The sequence below is a fragment of the Olsenella profusa DSM 13989 genome (genome assembly GCF_030811115.1).
GTDB classification, from domain to species: Bacteria; Actinomycetota; Coriobacteriia; order Coriobacteriales; family Atopobiaceae; genus Olsenella_F; species Olsenella_F profusa.
Window position 1 is genome coordinate 855,822 of record NZ_JAUSQK010000001.1, and the last position, 22,486, is coordinate 878,307.

Here is a 22,486-nt window from a genome sequence, read left to right on the forward strand (position 1 = left end):
CGTGAGGGTTACACGATTCTCTGTGGGCAGATGGCCCCTATTCACTTCGAGCTATTCGAGCGGGCCATACAAGATGGCGGCTACAACTTCGAGGTGTTGCCTGCGGTGAGCGAACGCACCGTTGAACTGGGGCTCAGATACGCCAACAACGACATGTGCTATCCCGCAATTCACATTGTGGGGCAGGTCATGGAGGCGGTGCTCTCGGGCAGGTATGACCCGCACCACCTGGCCATCATGATGACCAATCCCGGAGACGGTTGTCGTGCGAGCAACTACCTCTCAGCCATCAGTCGGGCCCTGCGTGACGCGGGTTTTGCGAAGGCGCCCATCATCTCGTCATCGCTGCTTTCGTTTGATGGTCGTCACCCTGGCTTCCGATCGTCTATGAAGACGTTCGTCGACATGGCTCGCGCCTGCATCATTGGTGACGCCCTCATGCTATGTCTGCACCGCACGCGTCCCTACGAGCAGGTTCCGGGATCCGCCGATGCGCTCTTCCGGCTGTGGATGGATCGGTGCAAGGAGGCGTTGGCAGGCTACACTTTCGCAAGCTTCGCCCATGATGTCGCGGCCATTGTGGCAGACTTCGACACACTTACCCTAGTAGACGACGGGAGTCGCCCGCGTGTGGGCGTGGTGGGCGAGATACATACGAAGTACGATCCCGACGGCAACAATGACATCGTAGCCATCATTGAGACACAGGGCTGTGAGGCGGTGGTGGGAAGCCTGATGAACTATCTGCTCTTTGAGATGAGTGGCGACCGTGCAGGTACGCAAGGGTCAGACGCAACCGAAGCCGACGGCACCTCAGCACGCGTGGCAGCTGCGATCAAGACCCTCGAGAGCATGCGTGCCGTACTCACCCGTGCGCTTGAGCGTTCGTCTCGTTTTGATGCGCCGTTCGACCTCTGCGCCTTGCGCGAGCGGGGGACACGAGTGATTTCGGGACACAATACCTGCGGCATGGGCTGGTTGCTTGCAGGCGAGGTTACCGAACTGGTCGAACATGGCTGCATCAACGTCCTGTGCTTGCAACCGTTCTCGTGTCTGCCCAACCACATCGCGGGCAAGGCGATCATCAAGGAGATGCGTCGTAGATACCCCGGGCTCAACATGATGACGATTGACTATGACCCAGGTGCCAGCGAGATCAACCAGCTCAACCGAATTATGCTGCTTACCTCGGTGGCGCACGCCGAGTACAACGCTGGCAGTGACATGCCCCGCCAGACACGACAGACCACTCGCGAAAAAGGATGCATACAAACAGGTAGCAACAGCTAGTATTATCTTTGATAGGAGTTAGATCATCCAAACTTCAGGCAGTGACCCGGCACCCATTGGCGTCCGTACGGGAAGAAGGGAAGGCAGCATGGCAGAAGATGAGGCATACCTCGTCGTCAAGGGTGTCGAGAAGCACTATGGCGAGGGAGAGGCGCGCGTCGAGGTGCTGAGAGGCATCGACTGCACCATCACCAAGGGCGAGATTTGTGTCCTCCTCGGCCCTTCAGGCTCGGGCAAGTCGACGTTCTTGGACGTCGTGGGCGGCCTTGAGCCCGCAGATGCCGGTAGCATCATCGTGGGCGATACCGACATCACCAAGATTGCCGGCAAGGAGCTTGTGGAGTACCGCAGACGCGAGCTTGGCTTCATATTCCAGTTCTACAACCTCGTGCCCGACCTCACGGTACGCGAGAACATCGAGGTTTGCGAGTATCTCTCCAAAGAATCACTGTCTGTGGACGACCTGCTGCACTCACTTGGCCTCTGGGAGCATCGTAACAAGTTTCCCAACCAGGTTTCGGGTGGCCAGCAGCAGCGCTGTGCCATCGGTCGCGCCCTCGTGAAGGCGCCCGGCCTGTTGCTGTGCGACGAGCCTACGGGTGCGCTCGACTACAAGACGTCCAAGGAGATCCTGGAGCTCATGGAGCGCGTTAACCAGGAGTTTGGCACCACGATGGTCATCGTTACGCACAACGATGCCATCTGCAGGATGAGCCATCACATCCTGCGCCTGCGCGATGGCCTCCTCGTCGAGGACGAGGCCAACCCCACCCCCATGCCCGCGTCCGAGCTGACTTGGTAAGGGGGCATGCAGATGTCTCCTCTTGGGAAGCGTTACCCGCGCTCGATCAGACATAACCTCGGGCGCTATATTGGGCTGTTGATTCTGCTGATGATGGCCGTAGGGCTCGGCAACGGCTACATGCAGGCGGCGCAAAACAACATCGACATGATGAGCGGCATGCGTGAGAAGTACAGCGTCGAGGACGGTCGCTTCATGACCGACTTCGAGGCTAAGGCAGATGCCATCAAGGACGTCGAGGCGCTGGGCTGCACGGTGCACGAGAACTTCAGCTATGATGCCAGCCTTACCATCCCCGGGCGCACCATCGACGACACGACGGTTCGCCTCTATGGTGACCGCGAGGGCTTCGATGAGGTGAGCTATACCGATGGCCGTGCGCCCGAGGCAGACGGCGAAGTGGCGCTCGACCGTGTGTTCATGCAGAACAACAAGCTGTCCTTGGGCGACACCGTGGAGTTCGACGGTAAGACGTTCACAATCTGCGGCATCGTGTCTCTCCCCGACTACGTCACGCTTTTCGAGAACAATAGCGATACTGTGTATGACGCCCTCACGTTTGGTGTGGGCCAAGTCACGTCGGGGGCGCGTGACGCGCTGGCCAAGGGTGACCAGACCTTCACGTACTCGTTCTCCTTTGGTGACCGCGACCTGTCCCTAGCCGATCGCGTCAGCCTTGAGAAGCGCATGGTCGACGTGCTCATCGACCATGGCGTCTCGGTGAGCGACATGATCGACCATGAGTACAACCAGGGCATCAGCTATGCCACGGGCGACAACGAGGGTGACCTCAACACGGCCCTGACCCTCACGATCATCCTCACGATCGTCCTCTCCTTCATCTTTGTGCTGCTCACCAATGCCACCATCGAGCAGGAGAGCAGTGCTATCGGCACGCTGCTCTCGATGGGCTACACAAAGGGCGAGCTGGTCAGGCACTACCTCACGCTGCCGATGATCGTGGGCGCGGTGGGCTGCCTGCTGGGCCTCGGGTACGCCATCCTGGTGGAGGACACTATCCGACAGTCGTATTACAACACGTACAGCCTGCCTCCCTACGTGCGCGGCTTCCATCCTGACATCTACCTCAAGACGGTTCTTGTGCCGCTTGTGCTACTGTTCGTAATCCTTCTCGCTGGCCTTTTACTCAAGCTGCGCCTTACGCCGCTGCAATTTTTGCGCGGCGAGGTACGGGGCAGCAGGGGGGCGAAGAAGGAGTCGTCGCTGCCCGAGGGTATGAGCTACGTGCAGCGCTTTCGCCTGCGCGTCTTCCTGCGTAACACCTCGAGCTTCGTCATACTGTTCATTGGCATCCTCGTTGCCAACACGCTGCTGCTCTTCTCGCTCTCCGTCATGCCGTCGGTTCGCAGCTATGCGGTCGAGCTGAAGCGCGGCATCCCGGCGGAGCACGTCTATACGCTCAAGGACGAGCTGCGGATTGATGGCACTGCCGACGAGCGAGCCGCATGGGCCGCCATTGAGGAGATCACCACCAATGAGAAGTACGCCGGCATCGACCTTGACCTCATCGAGGATGTGGCCAATGACCTGCGGGCTGCAGGCTCGAGCTTCCGCGACTTTGATAAGGACGCCATTGGCGCACTTGCCCTCATGAGCAACCTCACGAAGGCCGACGTGGACGATTCCGACGAGCTTAGGATGCTCATGCGAGCCTATGGCGTGGATGACTTCACCGACCTTGCCGACACCAACTTCCACAAGCTGTTTGTCGCGGTCATGGCCAGACAAGGCGTGCACCTCTCCGATGCCACTGACGGTCAGCTCACAACCTTGCTCGAGCACGCGCGTGAGTTGAGCAAACAGATCGCCCCCCTCACCGACGACGAACGCAAGGACTTTGGCAACCTCATCGTTGACGTCTCGAAGGTGGACAACTTCGACATCGCCGTGAACCCCGCCCAGATGAGCCAGGCCACGATCGACCAGGCAGAGCCCTTCGCCGTTACTCGGCTCGAGTGCGGCCGTGCGCTCGATGACAGCAACGAGACGGTCACCATATACGGCATCCAGGAGGGCTCCGCATATTACCCAGACATCGACGTGAGCGGTGGACGCATCGTGGCAGATCCCGGGCTGCTTGAGAAGTGCGGCATCACGCTCGGCGAGCCCGCCACGTTTACCGACCGCACGACGGGTGACGCCTACGACATCACGATTGACGGGGCGACTGCGCTTGCGGCCTCGACCAATGTGTACATGAGCATCGATACGTTCAACCAGATGTTCGGCAATGACGAGGGCTACTTCAACGGATACTTCTCCAACGAGGCGCTCGACCTCAACCGGCGCTACCTTGTGTCCGACTACACCCCGGCAGACGCCGACAAGATTGCCGACCAGCTTGAAGACAGCTATGGCGACATCATGAACGTCATCACATGGCTCTCGATTCCCATCTTCATCATCGTCATCTACCTGCTCACCAAGACGCTCATCGACAGAAGCGCACGCTCCATCGCCTACATGAAGGTCTTTGGCTACAAGAATAGTGAGATAGACATGCTCTACCTGCGCTCCATCACGGTGGGCGTAGTCATTTCGCTGTTCGTGAGCGTGCCCATCCTCAGGGAGCTCATCGGCGTGGTGTATAGGTTCATGCTGGCTGCGCAAAACGGCAACTACGTCTATACGTTGACCCTGCAAATTGTTGTCATCGACCTTGTCATAGCGCTCATCACCTACCTCGTGGTGGCGCTACTGCACATGCGTCACATCAAGAAGGTGCCGCTGTCGCTGGCGCTCAAGGTCGTCGAGTAGCGAGACGGTTGGGGCGGCATGGCTCGCACCCACGTATCAAGATAGCGTCTCAACTATGACACACGCTATGCCAAGGCCAAGGACGCAAACGACCCAGTGGCCTGGCACGGTGCGAGGCGGCGCCATCCGCGGCTCCTACGTCGGTGCGTAGGTGCCGCTCGCATAGTCGATCGCGTAGCCCTTGGCGGCGTTGTAGACCTCGAGGCGCTCGTCGAGGCGGCCGTCCGACGAGAGCACGTCCACGAGCACCGAGCGCGGGATGGGCTCGGCGCCCTCGTAGGCCGGCGTGGCGACGTACTGCACGGTCACGTCGGGGTAGGCCGCGAGCCAGCCCCTGATGGCGGCCTCGAAGACGTCCATGCCGCCCTGGCCGTCGCTCGCCCCCACGTTGAGCATGCGCGTCCCCGTCACCAGGTTCTCCCTGCGCTCCTCGCCGCCAAGCGACTTGGCCAGCAGGTGGCAGCGGTTCCAGAACCAGTCGCGGGAGACCCTGCCGTCGGGCAGCACGATGGTCGCCCTCGAGTTCCTGGGCCAGCCCGCGGGGTCGGGTGCCGCCTCCCGCTCGCGGCCCTCGCCCGCGCGCATGAGGCCGCTGGTGATGCATGCCCTCACGGTGCCCGCACGACCCTGCGCATCGAGCGGCGCGTACGTCACCTGGCCCGGGGAGAGCGGGGCATCTATGTGCGCCTTCCCCACGAGCCGCACGTAGTTGGGGGCGTCCTGCTCCGACCATGCGGTCCAGGCGGGGGAGCCATCCCGGTAGGAGGCCGAGGGCTGTCCCGGTATGGGCGGCACGCATCCCGGCAGCATCCCCGCCATCAGGGCCAGCGACAGCGTGATGACGAGGGTCCCGCGCAGGCCGTGCCGAAGACGGCCTGCGACCAGGACCGCCGCCAGCACTATAAGCGAGACCACCACGCCCATGCCCACGCCCCCTCGTGAGACACGATTATAGCGACATGAAATGACCGTTGCCGTAGCACGGGACTTGGGGTACGATACTGGCCTACGCGGGCGTGGCGGAATTGGCAGACGCGTGCGGTTCAGGTCCGTATGAGAGCAATCTCATGAAGGTTCAAGTCCTTTCGCCCGCACCAGTTCACAGAGAGGGAGCTCCCGCGGGAGCTCCCTTTTTCGGCTCTTCAAAACTTCTGGTGGGTAGCACACGGGCTCCCACCGCGCCTCCCTCCCGGCAGGCGGTATGATTCCTGCGACTGGTGGACGCGGCGATCGGAGCCGTGCATGGACGCGCAGGCCGGCATGCTGGCGCAGCTCTTCGAGAGATCGATGGGGCTGGGGCCGGAGTGGAGGGCCTCGGAGGTCTGGTTCGAGGAGCGCGGCGGGGCCCCGGACGAGCTGCACGTCCGCGTCGAGCACGTCCGCGGCCAGGCCGTGGGGCGCCCCGAGTGCGGGCGGAGGTGCGGCACCTACGACACCCGGGAGCGCACCTGGCGCCACCTCGACATCTGGCAGTACGAGACGGTCGTGCACTGCGCCGTGCCCAGGGCGGACTGCCCGGAGCACGGCGTCCGCACCGTGCGCATGCCCTGGGAGGTCCGGCCGAACTCGCACTTCACGGCCCTCTTCGAGGTGCAGGTGCTGGTCATGGCCCTGTCCGGGATGACCGTGGCGGCCATCGCGTCGCGGGTGCGGGAGGGCGACGCCCGCGTCTGGGCGCTCCTGCGCCGTGCCGTCGCCGAGGCGAGGGGGTCGGCCGACTACTCCGCCGTCGAGCGCGTCGGCATCGACGACACCGCGAGGGGGCGCGGCCAGAGCTACATAAGCACCATGGTGGACCTCGACGCCCGGCGGGTCGTCGCCGTCACCGAGGGCAGGGACAGGGGGTCGGTCGGCAGGCTCTGCGACCAGCTGGAGGAGCGCGGCGGCGACCGCTCCCGCGTGCTCGAGGTCACCAGGGACATGGCCGAGGCGTACTCGCTCGGCGTCGCGTCCGAGATGCCCCAGGCGGCCCAGACCGTCGACCGCTCCCGCGTGATGCAGCTCTTCTCGAGGGCCACGGACCGGGTGAGGTGCCGCGAGAGGCGCGAGTCCGAGGAGAAGAGGGCCATGCTCGCCGGCACGAAGTACGTCTGGCTCAAGCGCGAGTCCAACCTCACGGGGAGGCAGCTCGCGAAGAGGGCCGGGCTCGACCCGGCGCGCCCGCGCCCGAGGACCGCGAGGGCATGCCAGATGGCCGAGGCGATGCGCGACGTCTACGGGCTCCCCGGCCGCGAGTCCGCGGCGCGGGCGCTCGACCGGCTCTGCTCCTGGATGATGCACTCGAACGTCCCGGAGATGAAGGTGGTCGCGGGGACGCTCCGCAAGGAGCGGGAGGGCATCCCCGACTGGTGGCGGAGGGGCTCGACGAACGCGATCCTGGAGGGGCTCAACTCAATCGTCCAGTCCATCAAGAGGGCCGCGAGGGGCTTCAGGAACACCGGGTACTTCGAGACGATGATATTCCTCAGGCTCGGTCGCCTGGACTTCTCGGCCCAGCTGGCCGTCTCGACCGCTACCCACTAGAAACCGTAAAGAACCCCTTTTTCGTGGACGCCTCTGGGGACGGACGACGTTGCTACACGTTGTCGTCATCGAAGGCCGACCAACCGCTTTCGGAGTCATCCTCGTCATCAAAGAGATCCCAATCGTCCTCGGACCTCTCGTGGTTCTTGTACAGGCGATGCGTGCGACGTTCCAGCACCAGCGAGATGATGAAGAACAGCACGATGCCGCCGCCCACGAGGGTCAGCACGCCGGGTCGCGTGCCAAAGAGCCAATCAAAGAACCGTGACACCTGCTCCATCGCGCGCTCCTTCCATGAGGGAAGCCATGCATCGGCCGTATGGCCTCATCACAAGTATATACTTGGGCATCAGGTGTGCGCCGGGCGCAGCCATGCCGCGCCGCCCATCGAGACGTAGCGACAACCGAGAGGACCGTCATGCTCGACATCAAGTTCGTTCGAGAGAATCCCGACATCGTGGACACGTCCTGCGCGTCTCGCCAGAATGCCCACTGGGATCGCGAACGCTTCTTCGAGCTCGACGAGGAGCGTCGTTCCACCATCACGGAGGTCGAGCGGCTGCAGGCCGATCGCAATGCCGCGTCCAAGCTCATCGGCCAGCTCATGCGCGAGGGCAGACGGGACGAGGCCGAGGCCGCAAAGGCCGAGGTCGCGGCTAACAAGAGACGCATCGCAAAGCTCAACGACAGGCGCGACCAGACCGAGGGGGAGCTCTTTGACCTGCTTGCCGCCATCCCCAACATCCCCCACGAGTCCGTGCCCTACGGCAGGGACGACTCCGATAACCCCGAGGTGCGCCGCTGGGGCGAGCCGACACGGTTCGCCTTCGAGCCCAAGGCCCACTGGGACCTCGGTCCCTCCTGTGGCATGATCGACTTCGATCGCGGCGTCAAGCTCGCCGGCACCCGCTTCTACCTGCTGGGAGGCACGGGCGCCCTCATGGAGCGCGCCCTCATCAACTTCTTCGTCGACCAGCACGTGCAGGCCGGCTTCAAGGAGTGGTGGCCACCCGTCATCACCAACCACGACTCACTCTTTGGCACGGGTCAGCTGCCCAAGTTCGACGAGGATCTCTTCCACGTGAACGGTGGCATGTACCTCATCCCCACGGCCGAGGTCATGCTCACCAACATCCATCGGGACGAGGTGCTCGACGGCGCCTCGCTGCCCCTGTGGTACACGGCCTTCACGCCGTGCTTCCGCGAGGAGGCGGGCTCCGCCGGCCGCGACACCCGTGGCATCATTCGCGTGCATGAGTTCGACAAGGTCGAGATGGTCAAGTTCGCCAGGCCCGAGGACTCCATGGACCAGCTCGAGTCCATGGTGGTCGAGGCCGAGAGCTGCCTGCAGCTTCTGGGCCTGCCCTACCGCGTGGTCACGCTCTGCACGGGCGACCTTGGCTTCTCCGCCACCAAGTGCTACGACCTCGAGGTCTGGCTGCCCAGCTATGATGCCTACAAGGAGATCTCCTCCTGCTCCAACTGCTGGGACTTCCAGGCCCGTCGCGCCAACATCCGCTACCGGGATCCCAAGGAGTTCAAGGGCACACGCCTGGTGCACACGCTCAATGGCTCCGGCCTGGCCGTGGGCCGCACGATGGCCGCCATCATGGAGAACTATCAGAACGCCGACGGCTCCATCACGGTGCCCAAGGCCCTGCGTCCCTACATGCGCGGCCTTGAGGTCATACGGCCGGAGCACTGACCGCGGGTCCCCGCCCTGCGGGGCGCCAGGGGGAAGGGGTTCCCTCCCCTCCCGAAAGGTAGTTGACAAATAGGAACAGTTGTTCTACTTTCAAGAAAAGCCGATGAGAGGAGCCCATGGCCATGGAAGAGTCAGAGGTCATATGGGAAGAGTCTGATGCCGACGAGCATCGTGTGGTACGCGTGGGAACCCATGGGGACGGCGTACGCATCGAGCAGGTGAGCTCTGGTCCCACCACGCGTCTGGTCTATGGGGAGACGCTCTATACCCAGCGCCTGGATATACGTGGCTGGGATGTGGCGGGTGCGCGAGATGCCCTGTCAGGCTTTCTCGAGCATGGAGGTGCGCTCATAGATGTGGAGGACGCCCTCGATGCGCTGGGCATCCCCTATACCTACAGCGGGCTGGGAAGCAAGGACGTCGTCTTCAGGCCACCAGTGGCCGACGGTACGCCCCCTCTCAAGCGGACGGCAGATCTTTCGTCATCGCCTAGCGGGTATGGGCGACCTTGTGGCACGGTACCGTCGCGTGCCCTGCACCGTCCTATAGCCTGATCCGCAGCTCGATGGGGCAGTGGTCGCTGCCATACACGTCCGAGAGGATGGACGCGCCCTCGATGCGGTTGGCCGCGTCGTCGCTCACCAGAAAGTAGTCGATGCGCCACCCCACGTTTCGCTCACGGGCGCGCATGCGATAGCTCCACCAGCTGTAGGCATCCGTACGGTCGGGGTAGAGCCTGCGGAAGCTGTCGGTGAAGCCCGCATCCAGCAGCCTGCCGAAGCTCGAGCGCTCCTCGTCCGAGAAGCCTGCGTTCTGATGGTTGGTGGCGGGGTTCTTGAGGTCGATCTCCTCATGGGCCACATTGAAGTCCCCACAGGTGATGACGGGCTTGTCCTCGGCAAGGCCAGACAGGAAGGCGCGGTAGCGCTCGTCCCACGTCATGCGCTCGTCCAGGCGGGCGAGCCCGTCCTTGGAGTTGGGCGTATAGACGTCCACGAACCAGTAGGTGGGAAACTCCAGCGCGCACACGCGCCCCTCGTCATCCGCAACGGGCGAGCCGATTCGTCGTATGACGGAGAGAGGCTCCTCCCGGCTGAAGACCGCGGTGCCCGAATAGCCCTTGCGCTTGGCATAGTTCCACGTCTGTGTGTAATCCGGGATGTCCAGCTCGATCTGGCCCTCCTGGAGCTTCGTCTCCTGGATGGCAAAGACATCGGCGTCGCACGAGGAGAACACCTCGGCAAAGCCGGGATCCTTCCTTATGACGGCGCGCAGGCCGTTCACGTTCCACGAGACGAGCGTGAGCTCGCGTCCTGTGGCGTCGCTGGTGGTGGTGGGCAAGGCGTCTCCTTGTTGGTTGGCGGGTGGCAGGGGCGGTGGGCCTATGGCTCCAGAACAATATAGTCGTCATTGCCGTCCGCCCGGCGGATGCGCTCGCGTATGTCCGCAGGATCGGGGTGCGGGCCGGCGTCGGGTGCGCCAAACAGGAACTCACGCCACTGGGGCAGGTCGCGCATCCCCTGGGCGTGGCCCATGTCATAGGCCGCCTCAAGGCGTGTGGTGTCGAGCGTGCTGTTCTGGACGGGCATCTCGTCGGGGTACACGACGAGACAGCGTCCCTCACGAGCCAGACGCTCCATGCGCCCCAGTTCGTCGTTGTAGCGCTCCCAGCGGGTGAGCAGGGCATGGCGCAGATAGGGATGATCCCGCGCGATCACGCCATACAGCATGCGGTCGCGTTTGGAGGGCGGCATCTTGCGATAGCCCTTGGGGCGCGTCGCCACGAAGAAGAACTTGTGGTAGCCCGCCTCCTCGGCCATGTGCAGGGGGATGCCGGCGCCGTGGCCCAGTCCGCCATCCAGCAGCACGCGGCCATCCATGGGCAGGGGCTTCATCATGCCGGGGAGCGTCGAGCTGGCACGCACCAGGTTGATGGTGGTGATGACGTCGGGCATGTCCTCCTTGCCAAACGTCAGTGTGCGGCCGCTGTCGCGCTCGAAGGCCTGGATGCGAATGCGCGTCGGGTTGGCCTGGAACGTGTCCCAGTCGAAGGGCAGGTACCCATCCTCCACGCAGCCCGCATAGAGATAGTCGGCATTGAAGTAGCCCATGCCCCGTACCAGGGAGGGTATGCCACCAATCTGCACGCCTGTGGGCTTGTGCCCCATGAAGGCCCACCGCGTGCGATGCAGGTCGCGCGAGACATAGTCGACCGTATGGCTTGCGCCGGCGGAGAGGCCACACACAAAGTCAAAGTACATCTGCTGTTCCAAAAGCACGCGCGCAATGCCTGCCGTGTAGGCCGCGCGGTAGCCGCCGCCCTCAAAGACCAGCGCACAATCGAGGATGTTGTTGGTGAGAGTGTCCATAGCCTATCCTTGGTCGTTTTTCCCAGTCTTCCCCTTTTGGGCGCCATCGTGCACCACCTGACAAAGGACAACGAAACCTAAAAGGGCGAGGCGCTACCATGGGCCCATGGCGTCAGGGGGAGGGCGATATGGCTCAGACGATCACAGACCCACATGAGGCGGCCCGCGCGCTCAGGGAGCATGTGGACAAGGCGCACGACATGGTGTTCTTTGGCGGGGCAGGCGTCTCCACGGCAAGCGGCATTCCCGACTTTCGCAGTCCGGGAGGCCTCTACCACCAGCACTTCTCCAGCGCGTACTCGCCCGAGGAGCTGCTGAGCCACCACCTGTACGTCGAGCACCCGGAGGAGTTCTTCGACTTCTACCGCACCATGATGTGCGCCCCCGACGCCAGGCCCAACCAGGTGCACAGGAAGCTTGCCGACCTCGAGCGGGAGGGCAGGCTCAGGGCCATCATCACGCAGAACATCGACGGCCTGCACCAGGCGGCGGGCTCCAGGAACGTCATCGAGCTTCATGGCTCCACGCACCGTAACGTCTGCCAGCGCTGTGGGCGCATGTATTCGCAGGAGTGGGTGCTTGCCACCACGGGGGTGCCGCGCTGCGAGGCGTGCGGGGGCCCAATCAAGCCCGACGTGGTGCTCTACGAGGAGGCGCTGGACGAGCGCAACCTCGTGGCTGCCGTGACGGCCTTGAGCGAGGCGGACCTGCTCGTCATAGGCGGCACCTCGCTGGTGGTCTATCCGGCCGCCGGGCTTGTGAGCTACTTCTCGGGGAACGACCTCGTCATCTGCAACCAGGAGCCCACGCCCGAGGACGCCCGGGCCGACCTCGTGTGCGCCTGCGACATCGCCAGGGCGTTTGATTGGTAGCGGGGCCTCGCGTGGCGGTACAATCTCGCAGCGGGATGCGAACGGTCGTCCATGCCATCGCGGCGGGAGAGGGTCAGCATGACGGAACGGGCTCACATGGATCGTGCGAGGATCGAGCGGGGCGTGCGCCTCATGCTGGAGGGCATGGGCGAGGATCCCGAGCGCGAGGGCCTGCTCGAGACGCCCGCCCGGGTGGCGCGCGCCCTCGAGGAGAGCTGTGCGGGCCTCCATCAGGATCCCGCCCCCCTCTTCGAGAAGTCCTTTGACGCCCATTGCCACGAGATGGTCATCGTGCGCGACATCCCGTTCTATTCCCTGTGCGAGCATCACCTGCTGCCCTTCTTTGGCATGGCGCACGTGGCCTATCTGCCGGGCAGGGACGGCCGCGTCTGTGGCATCTCCAAGCTTGCCCGCGTGGTCGATGTGTACGCCAAGCGCCCCCAGATCCAAGAGCAGCTCACGCGCCAGGTGGCGGACGCCATCATGGAGGGGGTCGATGCGCTGGGCGTGCTCGTGGTGATGGAGGCCGAGCACCTCTGCATGACCATGCGCGGTGTGCGCAAGCCTGGCTCCAAGACCACCACCTCTGCCGTGCGCGGCGCCTTCGAGCACCATGGTGCCACGCGTGACGAGGCCATGAGCCTCATCATGCGGGGGAGCCGCTGACGCGGTAGGGGGGTGGTGGCTCGGCACGGGCGCTTCGTATCCTCGCAGCATAGCGGCTGCGCTACTTTGGCAGCTCCCTTGCCCCCGTGGCGAGCGGGGGACTACAATCAGAGGGCATATGGCCAAGGACGGCCCGCTTCTGGGAGGTACGAGCGCATGCTACGAGAGGACTACTCAACTTGGCGCTGTGGCAGGCACGAGCTGTCGCTCACGCGTCCGCGCGTCATGGGCATCCTTAACGTCACGCCCGACTCCTTCTCCGATGGGGGAGACAACTTCGACACGACGCAGGCCATCGCCCGGGCACTCCAGATGCTGGACGAGGGAGCCGACATCATCGATGTGGGTGGCGAGTCCACGAGGCCGGGGCACACGCCCCTCGCCGCGGAGGAGGAGGGCGAGCGCGTCGTTCCCGTCATCCGCGGCATCCTCGCGGCGGCGCCGTCGGCGATCGTCTCGATTGATACGCGCCACCCCGCCGTTGCCAAGATGGCCGTTCGCCTGGGTGTCTCCATCATCAATGACGTCTCCGGCTTTACGGACCCTGCCATGATCCAGGTGGCCGCCGAATCCTCATGCGGCTGCATCATCATGCACTGGAACAAGCTGAGCGGCGTCAGCAGCCGCCGTTCCGTCACGCTCGACTCCGCGCGCCCCGGCAGGCCCCCGCAGCAGCGCCAGATCCCCACCAGCACCAGGCGCTTCACGCTGCCCGAGGAGGCGCCGCTCATGCGCGAGATCATGGGCTTCTTGGGTGACCAGGCGCGCCTGGTCATGCGTGCGGGCGTCAGCCACGGCCGCATCTGCATCGACCCGGGCCCGGGCTTCGACAAGAACGCCGACGAGGACATCGTCATCCAGCGCGCCACGCACAAGCTTGCCTCCATGGGCTATCCCGTGGTGACGGCGGTGTCGCGCAAGCGCTTCGTGGGCTCGGTCTCCGGCGTGATCGATCCCGATGGGCGTGACGCCGCCAGTGTCGGCATGGCGCTCTCCGCCATCGAGCACGGCGCGCGCATCGTGCGCGTGCACGACGTGGCTGGTACCGCCCAGGCGCTCAACGGCTACTGGGCCGTCTCGAAGTCCGACTCGCGTCAGGGGTTCGTCTCGCTCGGCTCGAACCTCGGCGACCGCATGGCCAACCTCACGCGGGCGGTCAAGCTCATCAACCAGATTCCGCTCACGTGCGTCGTGCAGGTGAGTCGTGCCTATGAGACCGAGCCCGCCTACGGCATCGCGACGCCCGTGGCCAATGCCGTGGCCGAGATACGCAGCGAGCTGCACCCCGTCGTGCTCATTGACGCGCTGCTCAACGTCGAGGATCAGCTCAAGCGCATACGCGATCCCAAGCAGCCGGGGCATGGCCCGCGCACCATCGATTGCGACCTCGTCTTCGTGGAGGGCGAGGAGCATGCCGGCGGCAAGCTCACGCTGCCCCACCCGCACCTGGGCGAGCGCGACTATGTGCTCGTCCCCATGGAGGACCTCCTGCACGACCCCGTCCGCTTCCTCATGCATGCGGGCGTGCCCGTGTATGCGCCCGAGGAGCGCGTGGGCCATGTGACCGCCGAGCTTGGCGTGCTCGACTGGCAGTAGGCGTAGGCGACGTGCCCATGCCCGAGCAGCCGCACACCCTCGTCGTACGCCCCCAGATCCCCATGGCCCTGCTGGTGGGCGTCCCGTGGTGCGCCGCCCTGGGCGTGGTGGATGCCCTGAGGGCGACGGGTGCCACGGACGTGGGCATCGCCTGGCCGCATGACGTCGTGGTGGGTGGTGCGCCCGCGCTCTCGCTCGCGGCGCGGGGCGGCTATGACGATAGGGGCATGTTCGTGCGCCTCGCGCTTGCGGCCGCAGGCGATGTTCCGCGGCCCAGCCGATCCCTGCTCGGACGGGTCGACCGGGCGATTGCCGCGCGGCTGGGCGTGTGGGAGCGGGGCGTGGCCGCCCATGGCCCGCAGGCGGGACCCCTTGCCCCGTTCCTGTCCGAGTACTTCGACCTCGTGCACCTCATGGGACGCCCCGTGGAGGTCGTCCATCCCAACGGCCGCGTCTTCGACCGTGGCACGCTGGCGGGCATCGACGCATGGGGGCGTGCCGCCATCAGGCGCCCCGATGGCTCCGAGCTGGAGGTGGCGCCCGAGCAGGCGCGTCTGCGGGCTGTCCGCTAGCGGCCTCGCTCGCTGCTTCCCGCCCCTCCTCCGTTCGTGCGAGGTCCTATGTCGGTCATGGTAGGTCCCACGCTGACCGTGCTAGGTTTCATGTTGATCGTGCGAGGTTTTTCGGCCGATTCTGTCTCGCGTGCTGACTCTAGTCCGCACGCGAGACGTTTTGGGCAAGAAAACCTCGCACGAACGGAGGAGGGGCGTGAGCGGAGGGAGAGAGGGGAGGGCAGCTAGCCCCGCCTCCCCTGGCGCTTCGTGGCACGGTGCTGCCATATGTGTCGGATGCCGCGGATCGTGAGGTCGGGGTCGATGGCGTCAAAGAGGTCCGTCGCCTTGGCGATCTCCTCGGCAAGCCCGCCCGTGCCCACCACACGGCACGCCCCCAGGGTGGGATCCTCGTCGCGCAGCTCGTGCCGGATGCGCGCCACCAGGCCTTCCGCCTGGGCGGCGGCGCCGATGACGATTCCCGACTGCACCGCCTCCTCGGTCGTGGTGCCAAGCGCGTGCTCGGGAGCCACGAGGCTCACGCTCGACAGCCTTGCCGCGCGCGAGAAGAGCGCCCCCGCCGAGAGCATGAGTCCCGGCATGATGGCGCCACCACGAAAGCGGCCCCTCCCATCGACCACGTCGATGTTGGTAGCCGTGCCAAAGTCCACCACGATGACGGGGGAGCCATACGTCGCGCGTGCCGCCACGGCATTGGCGATGCGATCCGCCCCCACCTGGCGCGGGTCGGGCATGGCGATCGCGATGCCGCAATCGCGCGTCGCATCCACCACCAGCACGTCCCCCTTGTTGAGGATGCGCGTCATCATGTCCGTCCACTCGCGCGTGAGCAGGGGCACCACGCTGGCGATGGCCACGTCGGTGACGTCGCCCAGGTCGAGCCCCAGCATCAGAAAGTAGCCAAAGAGGCGCTCGTGCAGCTCGTCGGCCGTGTCCGTCTTCCTCGAGGCCATGCGCCACTGGCGACGGCACGCGCCATCCGCAGCGAACAGTCCCAGCGTCGTCTGCGTGTTGCCAACGTCCACGGAAAGAAGCACGGCGTCCTCCCCTCTCTGGTAGGCACTGCCTGCCATCAGATGCATCCATTCTCCATATTATGGGTCCAGAGGACCAGGCGCGTGGCTGGCATTCTGCTACACTACTGCAGTTCGTCGTCTCGGGAGGCCGAGACATTCCTCGCCTGGTCGGAAACCAGGCCCAACGAAGGAGCCCTGAACCATGAAGCAAGGAATACATCCCGAGTACGTTGAGTGCACCGTACGGTGCACCTGCGGAAACACCTGGAAGACCCGCTCCACCAAGAGCGAGATGACCGTCGACCTGTGCGACAAGTGCCACCCCTTCTATACCGGCCAGCAGAAGCTCGTTGACACCGGCGGCCGCGTCCAGCGCTTCTCCGACAAGTTTGGTGGTGCCGCTGCTGCCCAGCTCAAGAGGGCCGAGGAGGCCAAGGCCGCCAAGGCCGCCAGGGCGGCCGAGGAGGCCGCCGCCAAGAAGGCCGCCAAGGAGGCAAAGGCCGCCGAGAAGGCCCGGCGTGCCGCCGAGTACGCCAAGAGGTCCGAGGCCAAGGCGGTCAAGCAGGCCGAGCAGGCTGCCGCCGAGGCCCAAGCTGCCGCCGAGACCGTCGAGACCGCTGCCGACACGGAGGCTCCCGCGGCCGAGTAGCGCGCACGAGAGATACGGCATGCCAGGCTGTATGTGGAGGCCGGCCCCTGGTGGGTCGGCCTCCTTCGTTCCTTATGTCGTCGGTGTGGCGATGGGGCGGCGTCCTCGTTGACGCCTTCTCATGTCGAGGGGACGGCCCAGGCTCCTCCCGATCCGTATCGGGTCCGTCCCCCCTTACCCCAGCTCCACCCTGTGCCGGGCATATGCCGGGAAGCCCGGCAGGCAGAAGCGCACGATACCGCGGGCGGGGCTCTCCACCACCCCCGCCTCCTGGAGCCTGCTGCGATAGGTGGAGGCATAGCGGCTCGTGACGCCCATGCGCTGGGCGATGTCGGAAAGGCGGCTCTCCACCTTGTCCTGCAGCATGGCATTGACGAAGCTCACGTCCATGGGCGAGAGCTCACGGTAGCTTGGCGCCAGGACGTGCTCCTCGAAGTCCCTCCGCGCGTTGTCGACCCCTGCCCGGGCGTCGTCGGGGCCGACGCGCTCCTTGTCCTGCGCCGCCTGCCAGCTCCTGAACCCCACGAGTTGCAGCATGTAGGGGAAGCCCTCCGTCGCCGTGGTGCAGGCGTCCAACGCCTCGGCGTCCAGCGACTTGCTGGTGAGCGCCATGGTCCGCCTGAAGGCGTCGGCCACGTCCGCATCCGATACCCTACCAAGCGTGTGACGCTGGGCCCTCCTCAGGAACGAGACGCTCCTGTTCGAGAGGAGGGCGCCCACGTGGGACGGGAGTCCCGCCATGACCAGCGCGACCTTCCTGTCCTCCCGGACGAGGTGCTGGTACATCGAGGCGAGGGTGATCAGCTCGTCGAGGCTCGCATCGACCTCGTCGACGGTGAGGAGCAGCCCGGTGCCATGCTCTGCCAGCTGGTCGAGCAGGGCGCCCATGCGCGTGCGCCAGTTGCCCCGCCGCTCGGCACCATACTCCCAGCCTGCGCTCAGGGGCCCCACGCCGACGTTGGTGATCCGGACGCCACCGTGGGGGTCTACGAGGTGGGAGGCCTTGCGGAGCGTCTGCTCGAAGAGGTCCTCGAGCAGCCCGGGGATGGCGGAGCTGCTTACGGCGATCCAGCCGCACGCCTCCGCATCCTCCGCTATGCGCGAGAGGCAGACGGTCTTGCCGGTGCCACGCGGGCCGACGAGGATGCTGGAGAGGTTGGGGTCGCCCGTGCCCTGCACGAGGGCCTCGCGCATCTCGTGGAGCAGCTCGTCTCGGCCGGCCAGGATGGCGGGGGTCGTTCCAAAGGCGGGTGTGAAGGGGTTTCTCTCGGTCATCGTTTGCCTTCTTTGCCTATTTTTGCCTTCTTTGCCTATTTTTGCCCCTTTTGCCCTGTGGGGCAAGAGGTCTGGTGATACGGGAATGTCCATGGGCGGAGCTGGGGCCTGTGGGTGCCCCTTGATGGATGCGGCCTCTGTGACCTGGGCATTCTTAAGGCCGATTCTACCAAATGTCAACCATGGGCCATGAGGCGCCGGTCACGGCATCGGGCTGTGCGGAGATGCTTGGGTGCAGCCCGGGGTGCGGCTCCTGCCACGCCCCATACGAAACCATCCATCCACCGAAGGAATGCAAGTGGATGTTCGTGGTAGGAACCAGGCCCCCACCCCCATGGTGCGGCGCGAGGCATGATGGCGCCTCGCGCCCAGGGGTTCGCCCGTCTTCCACACGTCAGCCGGTATCTCCGTGCGTTTCATCCCCGCGCGCTTGGGGTAGTCTTCCAACGTGAGCATGCCGCCCGCCCTCCGCCTCGAAAGGACTTCTGATGCCTGACACACCCCTGAGGGCTGCCCCCGAGGCAGCCCCCGAGCTCCCCGGGACCCTCAGGACGGACATCCTCATCATAGGAGCCGGACCAGCAGGCATCTTCTGCGCACTTGGCCTCATCGAGCGCGGCGACGCGCGGCACATCACCATGGTCGAGAAGGGGCTTCCCATAGAGCGGCGCAGCTGTCCCAAGGAGCGGACGAGCCAGTGCGTGCACTGCGAGCCCTGCCGCATCACGACGGGCTTCTCGGGTGCGGGTGCCTTCTCCGATGGCAAGCTCTCGCTCTCGCACGAGGTGGGTGGCGACCTGCCCGAGCTCATCGGCGCCGACCGTGTGCAGGGGACCATCAGTCGCGTCGACCAGATGTACCTCTCGTATGGTGCGGACCCACGCGTGGAGGGCGTGGGCAACACGCAGGAGGTGGCCGAGATCCGCCGCCGTGCCATCAAGGCGGGCCTCAAGCTCGTCGACTGCCCCATCCGCCATCTGGGGACGGAGAGGGCCCAGGAGATCTACGCACGCATCGAGCATCGTCTCGAGGAGGCGGGCGTCACCCTGCTCTTTGGGAACGAGTGCTCCGAGGTGCTCGTCGGGGACGGCTGCTGCACGGGCGCCATCATCCATCCCATCAATGCCGCGCCGGGCGAGCGCACCTGTCGCGTCACCGCCGCCGAGACCATCGTGGCCACGGGCCGCCGTGGTGCGGACTGGTTCGATCGGATGTGCCTGGAGCATGGCATCGGGCACCATGCGGGGCCATGCGACATCGGTGTGCGCGTCGAGGTGCGCAACGAGGTCATGGAGGACGTCAACAACGTGCTCTACGAGTCGAAGCTCGTGGGCTATCCCGATCCCTTCCGCAACAAGGTGCGCACGTTCTGCCAGAACCCCGGTGGCTTCGTGAGCCAGGAGAACTACGACGGCGGCCTCGCCGTGGTCAACGGGCACAGCTACAAGGAGCGTAAGAGCGACAACACCAACCTTGCGGTGCTGGTCTCGTTCAACTTCCGCGAACCGTTCCACGAACCGATAGCCTATGCCCAGCATGTGGGCCGCCTGTGCAACATGCTTGGCGCCGGGCACATCCTCGTGCAGCGCTTCGGCGACATCCTGGATGGGAAGCGCACCTGGCCCGCGGAGCTGTGTCGCTCCAACGTGGTGCCCACGCTGCCCGATTCCGAGGCGGGCGACATCACCTCCGCCATGCCGCACCGTGCGATGATCGAGATCGTCGAGTTCATACGGGCCGTGGACCAGGTGGTGCCGGGCTTTGCCGCCGACGAGACCCTGCTCTATGCGCCGGAGCTCAAGTTCTACAGCAACCGGGTGGGCATGGACGGGCACTTTGACACCAACGTGGCCCACCTGCACTGCCTGGGCGACTCGAGCGGCTGGACGCGCGGGCTCATGATGAGTTCCGTGATGGGGCTGCTCATGGGCGAGGAGCTGGCCGCACGCTGACGTCCCCACGCGCCCTGCAGAATGAATGGAAGCGGCTGTGGGGTGGTATCCTCACTACGCCGAACAAACCGCCACGTCACCATGAGACGCCCCTCCGACAGCCCTGCCGGAGGGGCCGTGCCGGGGCATGAGGGAAAGATGCGCCATGGGCGACAAGCTAGAGAAGATCATCGCTGCCTACGAGGAGCTCGAACGGAAGATGATGGACCCGGCCGTGATGTCGGATCCCAAGGAATACACACGCATCGCCAAGGAGCACTCCAGCCAGGCGGAGCTGGTGGCAAAGGCGCGCGCGTACCTGCAAGCCAAGGAGGACATCGAGGCGGCAAAGGAGATGCTGCACGAGACCTCCGACGCCGGGGACAAGGAGATGCTGCAGGCCGACATCGCCGAGAACGAGGAGCGGCTGCCCGGCCTCGAGGACGAGATCAAGGTCATGCTCATTCCCGGCGACCCCAACGACGAGAAGAACACCATCGTGGAGATCCGTGCGGGCGTGGGTGGTGACGAGGCGGGCATCTTTGCGGGCGACCTCTTCAAGATGTACGAGGGCCTTGCCCAGTCACGTGGCTGGAAGATCGAGGTGCTCTCGTCCAGCCCCAGCGAGGCGGGCGGCTTCAAGACCATCGAGTTCAAGGTCACGGGCGACAAGGTCTATTCCGTCATGAAGTACGAGAGCGGCGTCCACCGCGTGCAGCGCGTGCCCAAGACCGAGAGCCAGGGGCGCATACAGACCTCGACGGCCACCGTGGCCGTGCTGCCCGAGGCCGAGGACATCGACATCGAGATCAAGGAGGAGGACCTGCGCGTGGACACGTACTGCGCCTCCGGACCGGGCGGGCAGGGCGTCAACACCACGTACTCCGCCGTGCGCATCACACACCTGCCCACGGGCACCGTCGTGCAGTCGCAGGACCAGCGCTCGCAGATCCAGAACCGGGCCGTGTGCATGGAGATGCTGCGCGCCCGCCTGTACGAGATGGAGCTCGAGCGGCAGCAGGAGGAGCAGGGCGCCGCGCGCCTCTCGCAGATAGGCCATGGCAACCGCTCCGAGAAGATCCGCACGTACAACCAGCCGCAGGATCGCGTGACCGATCACCGCATCGGCTTCAACAGCACCTATGACGGCGTGCTGCTGGGCGACAGGCTGCCCGAGGTCATCGAGGCCCTCGCCGCCGCCGAGCGTGCCGAGAAGCTCGCACGGATGGCATAGGCGGGGCGGCCTATCGGCTCGTTCCGAGCATCCAGTCGATGATGCTCTCCTGCCGTATGCCGTCGTAGTCTCCCGTGCCCACGCGGTCAAGGGCGAGGACGGTCTTGGGATAGTTGTCCGCAAGCGACCGGAGTGGTCTGAACTCGCGCTCTCGCGTCGCATCGGGAAGCACGGTCTGTGCGACCTGGAAGTACTCGGGCCCGGAGTCGCCCATGGCCACGAAGTCGACCTCGGTGGTTCCCAGCTTGCCGATCGAGACCGTACGGTAGCGTCGCAGGAGCTCGAGGTAGACGGCGTTCTCGATGCGATGCCCCACGTCCCCTTGCGCCTTCCCGAGCAGCCAGAACCTGAAACCAAGGTCACCGAGGTAGTATTTCTCGAGGGTGGCCAGATGCTCATGTCCCCGCAGGTCATAGCGCGCTGCCTTGAAGAGGAGGTAGTTCTCGACAAGGATGTCCAGGTAGCTACCGACGGTGGTGGCTGTCGCCTTTGCGCCGGCCGATGCGAGTCCCGCGGCAATGCGCTTGCGCGAGGTGATGCTGCCGATGTTGTCGGCCAGAAATGCCGCGGTGTCCCTGAAGGAGCGCATATCCATGCGGGGGTACCTTCGTGCCACGTCTTCGAGGACAATGGTGCTGAATACGCCTCCCAGGTAGTCGAGGATGCTGCGCTCGTCATCCAGCCGTGCGGAGAAGGGCATGCCGCCGTAGGTGAGAAACCGATTGAACTCCACTTCGGGGTTGGAGTCACGGGGCCGTGCGCTCAGGAACTCCGCAAAGGAGAAGGGAAGCAGGTGCAACTCCACATAGCGACCCGTAAGAAGCGTCGCAAGCTCGCCGGAGAGCAGGTATGCGTTCGAGCCTGTGATGTAAAGGTCGATGTCATCGCGAAGCGCGAGTCCGTCGACGGCGCGTTCGAAGTCCCTGACGTGCTGGACCTCGTCCAGGAAGACATAGTTTGTGCCGGGACCAAGGCGCTGCATGAGGTAGCGGTACAGCCCTCGCGCCTCGGCGGGATACTCTTCGTCAAGGCTCTCGAAGTTGATGTCATGGATGTTCGAGTCTGGGACCCCCTGTGAGCGCAGCACGTCCCGGAACAGCTCGAAGACACAGGACTTCCCGCTGCGTCGCAGTCCGGTGACGACCTTGATGACCCTCTTGCCCTGCCAGCGCTGCAGCCATTCCATATAATGTGGCCGAGCGATGAGC

20 protein-coding genes and 1 tRNA gene are annotated in these 22,486 nt (G+C 64.9%); 14 read left to right on the plus strand and 7 right to left on the minus strand.

The genetic code is table 11. The features are described 5' to 3' along the window. The first annotated feature begins 105 nt into the window (after nt 1–105). The 3 genes from J2S71_RS03885 (at nt 106) to J2S71_RS03895 (ending at nt 4,870) form a co-directional block, all read left to right on the plus strand. Nucleotides 106–1,290: a hypothetical protein gene (locus tag J2S71_RS03885; RefSeq protein ID WP_370873202.1), complete on the plus strand. Its 1,185-nt coding sequence runs from the start codon at nt 106–108 to the stop codon at nt 1,288–1,290. Nucleotides 1,291–1,378: 88 nt separating this feature from the next. Further along, complete coding sequence (locus tag J2S71_RS03890; protein ID WP_021726519.1) at nt 1,379–2,092, plus strand: ABC transporter ATP-binding protein; 714 nt, start codon at nt 1,379–1,381, stop codon at nt 2,090–2,092. A 12-nt stretch (nt 2,093–2,104) separates the two neighbouring features. After that, nucleotides 2,105–4,870: an FtsX-like permease family protein gene (locus J2S71_RS03895; protein WP_307388896.1), complete on the plus strand. Its 2,766-nt coding sequence runs from the start codon at nt 2,105–2,107 to the stop codon at nt 4,868–4,870. 135 nt (nt 4,871–5,005) lie between these two features. Here the strand turns inward: J2S71_RS03895 and J2S71_RS03900 are convergent, their stop codons facing one another. Beyond that, nucleotides 5,006–5,794, minus strand: a complete 789-nt coding sequence (locus J2S71_RS03900; protein ID WP_307388898.1) for a DNA/RNA non-specific endonuclease — start codon at nt 5,792–5,794, stop codon at nt 5,006–5,008. Between the two features lie 86 nt (nt 5,795–5,880). On the opposite strand from J2S71_RS03900, the gene J2S71_RS03905 reads away from it, so the two are divergent. Beyond that, a tRNA-Leu gene (locus J2S71_RS03905) sits at nt 5,881–5,967 on the plus strand. Nucleotides 5,968–6,112: 145 nt separating this feature from the next. After that, nucleotides 6,113–7,393 carry an ISL3 family transposase gene (locus tag J2S71_RS03910; RefSeq protein ID WP_307388900.1) on the plus strand — a complete coding sequence of 427 codons (1,281 nt, stop codon included), beginning with the start codon at nt 6,113–6,115 and terminating at the stop codon, nt 7,391–7,393. A 52-nt stretch (nt 7,394–7,445) separates the two neighbouring features. Here the strand turns inward: J2S71_RS03910 and J2S71_RS03915 are convergent, their stop codons facing one another. Beyond that, the gene (locus tag J2S71_RS03915; RefSeq protein WP_021725653.1) at nt 7,446–7,673 is read right to left on the minus strand and encodes a DUF6724 family protein; all 228 of its coding nucleotides are present in this window, start codon (nt 7,671–7,673) and stop codon (nt 7,446–7,448) included. 138 nt (nt 7,674–7,811) lie between these two features. Here J2S71_RS03915 and serS point away from each other — a divergent pair, with 138 nt between their 5' ends. Then, nucleotides 7,812–9,098 carry a serine--tRNA ligase gene (serS, locus tag J2S71_RS03920; RefSeq protein WP_307388903.1) on the plus strand — a complete coding sequence of 429 codons (1,287 nt, stop codon included), beginning with the start codon at nt 7,812–7,814 and terminating at the stop codon, nt 9,096–9,098. A gap of 122 nt (nt 9,099–9,220) precedes the next feature. After that, nucleotides 9,221–9,652, plus strand: a complete 432-nt coding sequence (locus J2S71_RS03925; protein WP_307388905.1) for a hypothetical protein — start codon at nt 9,221–9,223, stop codon at nt 9,650–9,652. Here the strand turns inward: J2S71_RS03925 and J2S71_RS03930 are convergent. Continuing rightward, nucleotides 9,642–10,439: an exodeoxyribonuclease III gene (locus J2S71_RS03930; RefSeq protein ID WP_307388907.1), complete on the minus strand. Its 798-nt coding sequence runs from the start codon at nt 10,437–10,439 to the stop codon at nt 9,642–9,644. The genes J2S71_RS03925 and J2S71_RS03930 overlap by 11 nt on opposite strands. A 41-nt stretch (nt 10,440–10,480) precedes the next feature. Then, entirely contained in the window at nt 10,481–11,467 is a 987-nt protein-coding gene (locus J2S71_RS03935; protein WP_307388909.1) for a patatin-like phospholipase family protein, read from the minus strand. Between the two features lie 128 nt (nt 11,468–11,595). Here J2S71_RS03935 and J2S71_RS03940 point away from each other — a divergent pair, with 128 nt between their 5' ends. The 4 genes from J2S71_RS03940 (at nt 11,596) to J2S71_RS03955 (ending at nt 15,173) form a co-directional block, all read left to right on the plus strand. Then, a complete protein-coding gene (locus tag J2S71_RS03940; RefSeq protein WP_307388910.1) occupies nt 11,596–12,339 on the plus strand; it encodes an NAD-dependent protein deacylase in 744 nt (247 codons plus the stop codon). A gap of 96 nt (nt 12,340–12,435) precedes the next feature. Further along, on the plus strand, nt 12,436–13,005 hold the full coding sequence (gene folE, locus J2S71_RS03945; RefSeq protein ID WP_040651341.1) for a GTP cyclohydrolase I FolE: 570 nt from the start codon (nt 12,436–12,438) through the stop codon (nt 13,003–13,005). A 156-nt stretch (nt 13,006–13,161) separates the two neighbouring features. Next, nucleotides 13,162–14,601, plus strand: coding sequence for a dihydropteroate synthase (gene folP / locus J2S71_RS03950; RefSeq protein ID WP_021725685.1), 1,440 nt, complete (start codon nt 13,162–13,164; stop codon nt 14,599–14,601). A gap of 17 nt (nt 14,602–14,618) precedes the next feature. Further along, nucleotides 14,619–15,173: a hypothetical protein gene (locus J2S71_RS03955; RefSeq protein WP_307388913.1), complete on the plus strand. Its 555-nt coding sequence runs from the start codon at nt 14,619–14,621 to the stop codon at nt 15,171–15,173. Nucleotides 15,174–15,397: 224 nt separating this feature from the next. Here the strand turns inward: J2S71_RS03955 and J2S71_RS03960 are convergent, their stop codons facing one another. Beyond that, nucleotides 15,398–16,210 (minus strand): type III pantothenate kinase, encoded by an 813-nt coding sequence (locus J2S71_RS03960; RefSeq protein WP_307392420.1) that lies wholly within the window; start codon nt 16,208–16,210, stop codon nt 15,398–15,400. A 181-nt stretch (nt 16,211–16,391) separates the two neighbouring features. Between J2S71_RS03960 and rpmE the strand changes: the two genes are divergently transcribed. Further along, the gene (rpmE, locus tag J2S71_RS03965) at nt 16,392–16,838 is read left to right on the plus strand and encodes a 50S ribosomal protein L31 (protein WP_021725671.1); all 447 of its coding nucleotides are present in this window, start codon (nt 16,392–16,394) and stop codon (nt 16,836–16,838) included. Between the two features lie 174 nt (nt 16,839–17,012). On the opposite strand, the gene J2S71_RS03970 is transcribed toward rpmE, so the two are convergent. After that, nucleotides 17,013–18,113, minus strand: a complete 1,101-nt coding sequence (locus J2S71_RS03970) for an ATP-binding protein (RefSeq protein WP_307388915.1) — start codon at nt 18,111–18,113, stop codon at nt 17,013–17,015. A gap of 488 nt (nt 18,114–18,601) precedes the next feature. Between J2S71_RS03970 and J2S71_RS03975 the strand changes: the two genes are divergently transcribed. After that, nucleotides 18,602–20,065 (plus strand): NAD(P)/FAD-dependent oxidoreductase, encoded by a 1,464-nt coding sequence (locus J2S71_RS03975; protein ID WP_307388917.1) that lies wholly within the window; start codon nt 18,602–18,604, stop codon nt 20,063–20,065. A 145-nt stretch (nt 20,066–20,210) separates the two neighbouring features. Continuing rightward, entirely contained in the window at nt 20,211–21,278 is a 1,068-nt protein-coding gene (gene prfA / locus J2S71_RS03980; RefSeq protein WP_307388919.1) for a peptide chain release factor 1, read from the plus strand. Nucleotides 21,279–21,288: 10 nt separating this feature from the next. Here the strand turns inward: prfA and J2S71_RS03985 are convergent, their stop codons facing one another. Then, nucleotides 21,289–22,464 (minus strand): ATP-binding protein, encoded by a 1,176-nt coding sequence (locus tag J2S71_RS03985; RefSeq protein WP_307388921.1) that lies wholly within the window; start codon nt 22,462–22,464, stop codon nt 21,289–21,291. Between the last annotated feature and the right edge of the window lie 22 nt (nt 22,465–22,486).